Below are 4,280 nucleotides of genomic sequence, written 5' to 3' on the forward strand. Positions count from 1 at the left end.
TAGAGGGTGTGAACAACCGAATAAAGACGCTGAACAAAGTCGCCTATGGGTATCGTGATTGGGAATTTTTTGAGTTAAAAATCAAAGCCAGTCATGAGGCGAAGTATCGATTTTCCGGATGAACCGCATTTTCAGTTTGCGTTGGGTTCAGTGGTTACGGCACTGTGCGGTAGCTTTTGTAGTGCGTGCCTGCACCCCTTAACGCGGCGTTATGACACGACGGTCATCACAGGTTGGATGTACGGTAATGATACTCAAGTTTGAGTGTAATCTAACGGGGTGGAAGAAAGACGGCAAAAAGGACGAATATTAGTTATTTCCATGCTAACCTTGAGGCGCTTTCGCGATCCTTAATTGCGCGACAATTCAAGAGATCGCGCTAGCGCTACTCAAGGTAGTGCGATAACAAATACTTCGGCTTCGATTTTTTGTCTATTTACAGCTACCTTATTGTATTAAAATAATATTTCACTTAAATTTGACTGACTTTGGTCGTGACATAACAAGGCATTCAAGAGTGACTCACAACGCTTGGCGACTTCAGTTTAAATTTGGCTTTAGTGTTTAAGGTGGAGTGGTTTGGGTTTGGAGATTTAGCGTTGTTCGCACCTTAATGCAGCGTTAGGCAAAGTGAGTTTTTATCAGCTAAATCGAGTTGGGATTGAACGGTAAATTCCATGTTCTCAGACTGAACTTAAGCAATAAATCGTCATCACATATTTGTTGTTTCTTGATCGCGTTGGGTTGCTTTTCGTTGTGAGTTTAGCAGCAAAATAACCTTCGGCATCCAAACGTCCGCCGAGCATGCTACGCTCGTCACTTTTCTTCCAAACCGCTCAATTTGAGTTTTTTGTTTCTTTGCTGATTTAGCGTTTTGGTTTATAAATGAATCGGTTAGTTTGTTTCAAGTTTACAAAAAACTCGTTCTTTGGTTTTGAAAGCATCGTTGTCAATCGGTTGGCCTAACAAACGGCTCAAGAGGGATTGCCAACGCGTGGCGGTTTTAGTGCAAAATTGAAGTTCAGTGTTTGCAGTGTGTTTTTTGAGTTCGGCGGTGCGTTGTCAACCCCTTAGCCGGGCGTTAGTTGGCAACGTAATTTGTGGTTTAGTGAGCTTGCTAAATTGGCGGTAGCGTGGGAGAAGGTTGAAAATCGAAGCGGTTATGACTCTGTTTTTGTGTCGTGCTTTCGTCAATCGGTTTCCGCACTATCAATTCATTTTTGGATTTGTTACGTTACTGGTCGTAGGCAGTTTTGCGAAAACTAGCCACGTTTAAGCCAGAAATTTGTAGCAGTTGGTGAAACGGTTTTTGCATAACCATTTCGTCAATTCTGTTTCGCTTTAGCAAAGCTATTTTGTTATTTGTTACGTTACCGCTTGTTTGCGCATCGTAACTTGGAAATGGTTTCGCTAAATCATTGCAAGGGCATTCCAACATTGAAATTGCCTACTAACAAAGCACTTAAACGGACTAAAAACAGTGGGCTATTTCGCTGCGCTCATATTTTAGCCCACTATTTTTAGCCGCTTAGTGCGGCGTTAGTTGTCTTAACCGATGAGCAGTAATTTCGTTTTTGAATTTGAATGTCGAGTTTAAATTGGTTTTTTTGTATCGTTCGCAAATTGTTGCGCTATGGGTTTTCTAAGTCTGAGCATAACGCCAAATAATGCTGTCACTAATAGTCGTCTGCGCACGTTGGTTTTATCAATAGCTTCGCTCCATTAGTTCTTGCTCGTTTATAATGGCGTTATTTCTGTTTCTGGTTTCCAATCGTTGCACGCGTTGGTTCAAATTTTTAAACATAGTGGCTAGTTTTCGCTTCTAGTCAGCATAAAACAAAGTAATATCAGCAAGTTGGTTAGGGCAGTCTTTAATCCTAAAAGCCAACTAACAAGGCACTTAAACGGACAAAAAACAGTTGGCTTTGTTCGTGCCTCACAAGTTTAGCCAACTATTTTTTGCCGCTTAGTGCGGCGTTATGCAACTCAGGTAAATTTAGGGGTTTAATCTTTTTGGATTTCTCCGGCCATTTGTTTTGTGTTGTCGGCAAATGAGCATTTTCGGCTTCAAATTCGTGGTTAACTCAATCCGTAAAACAGATAAGATTCTTTGTTTGCCTCAATCAGTTTTAGCGTTGGTGCGTTGTCAATTTAGCGGGTGCAAAGTGTGGAAAGGGTAAGTTAATCGAACATTTTGCACTTGCTGAAAGTCTTGTTTGTTGAGTTTGTCTCATTCAAAAGCTTGGTTTGTTGTTGAAAGGTGGGCTTTGTTTTGGCAGCTAATTTATCACGGCTCTTGCTTGGGTTGATTCTTGAATCACTCAACCATTGCAATTGTGGTTTTTGGTCGTGTAAAGTCGATTTATCTTATTGAATTTGCATAACAAACGGCTCAAGAGGGATTGCCAACGCGTGGCGGCTTTAGTTCAAAATTGAAGTTCAGTGTTTACAGTGTGTTTTTTGAGTTCGGCGGTGCGTTGTCAACCCCTTAGCCGGGCGTTATGCCTCGCAAATAAAAGGAACTATCGATGTTTAAAATCGAGACTAACCGTCTGATTATTAGGGATATGACTCAGAACGATGAAGATGATTTTGTAGCTATGTCTCAGGATGTTAAATATCAGCGTTTCTATGATGAAAGTGATTGTGACCCTAATAAATATAGGGAGTTAACAAGCTTGTTTATAACTCAGGCGTCTGAGAAACCAAGAAAATCGTACCAATTAGCTGTAGAGTGTAAGGCGTCAGGTCAATTCATCGGGACTGTTTGTTTGCGTTTAGAGGACAACCAGCAAGCTTCAATGGGTTGTGCATTCTCCCGAGTGTCTCAAGGTAACGGGTTAAGTCATGAAGCGGCTTTGGCCCTGGCAGACTTTGGTTTTTCGGAGTTAGGTGTTCACCGTATTTATGCGGAGACAATCAGTAAGAACTTACCAGCAATAAAACTTTGTAAGTCTCTGGGTATGCGCCAAGAAGCTCATTTCAGAGAGCATCGCTTTTTCAAAGAACAATGGTGGGATACAGTTGTTTTGGCAGTACTTCGAACCGAGTGGCGCAAGGCATAACAAAGCGTTAAAGAGGGACTTGGCACGCGTGGCATTTTCGGTTTGCAGTCTGTTTAGTGGTTAAGGCGTAATGCGGTCACTTATATAGTGCGTGCCTGCGCCCCTTAACGCGGCGTTATGTTTAATCACCAAAAATCAGTGGATTATGGTTTTTCTTTGTTCCCTCGGCTGATTTGTTTTGTGTTTGTCGGCAAGTTAGTTTCAGTGGGCGCGGTTTTCCGGACAATTATTCTTTGGCGCTGGAAATTCAGAAAATTGCCTCAATCAATTTTTGGGCAAGCGCGATGTTGGTTTAGCTGGCTCAATCAGTATTTTGATCACAGGTTTTTGTGATTGAATTGCCGAAATTCAAAGTCTGTTTTTCAAATCTATGAGTCGTTTCAGTTTTTTAGGTCTTGGCTTTTGTTTGTGAGTCAAAGCTGAGTTAATCTTGGTTCTGGTAAAACGTAAGTCATTGAAGCTTAAACATAACAAACGGTTCAAGAGGGACAGCCAACGCGCGGCATTTTTATCATGCGTTGGTTTTTGTGGTTACGGTGTTATGCGGAAGCTTGGTAATTGCGTTGGCTGCCCCTTAACCGGGCGTTATGTTTAATCACCAAAAATCAGTGGATTATGGTTTTTCTTTGTTCCCTCGGCTGATTTGTTTTGTGTTTGTCGGCAAGTTAGTTTCAGTGGGCGCGGTTTTCCGGACAATTATTCTTTGGCGCTGGAAATTCAGAAAATTGCCTCAATCAATTTTTGGGCAAGCGCGATGTTGGTTTAGCTGGCTCAATCAGTATTTTGATCACAGGTTTTTCGGTTTTATCTGCCAAAGTTCAAAGTCTGATTTTCAAAATTATGAGTCATTTCAGTTTTTTGGTTTTTGGCTTTTGTTTGTGAGTTAAAGCTGAGTTAATCTTGGTTTTGGTAAACGTAAGTCATTGAAGCTTAAGCATAACAAAGCGTTCAAGAGGGACTTGGCACGCGTGGCATTTTCAATTTGCGTTGGGTTTAGTGGTTAAGTTGTCATGCGGTCACTTTTGTATTGCGTGCCTGCGCCCCTTAACGCGGCGTTAGTTGGCCGTAATGTTGATTGGCTTTGCATCAACAGATCAGGCAGTTATGAATTTGTTTTGAGTTATGAAATACTCATCCATTCTAATCTGCTGGCAGTTACAAGCCTGCTCATTCAGCCGCAGTGTTGAGTCTGCCGCTAATAGAGCTTCGCTTTTT

At 41.7% G+C, this 4,280-nt stretch carries 1 protein-coding gene; it reads left to right on the forward strand.

Annotated features, from left to right (window positions below):
* Positions 1–2,528: 2,528 nt before the first annotated feature.
* Positions 2,529–3,065: a GNAT family protein gene (locus UF06_RS12415; RefSeq protein WP_045570725.1), complete on the forward strand. Its 537-nt coding sequence runs from the start codon at positions 2,529–2,531 to the stop codon at positions 3,063–3,065.
* Positions 3,066–4,280: the final 1,215 nt, after the last annotated feature.

The organism is Vibrio sp. S234-5 (genome assembly GCF_000960595.1).
Lineage (GTDB): Bacteria > Pseudomonadota > Gammaproteobacteria > Enterobacterales > Vibrionaceae > Vibrio.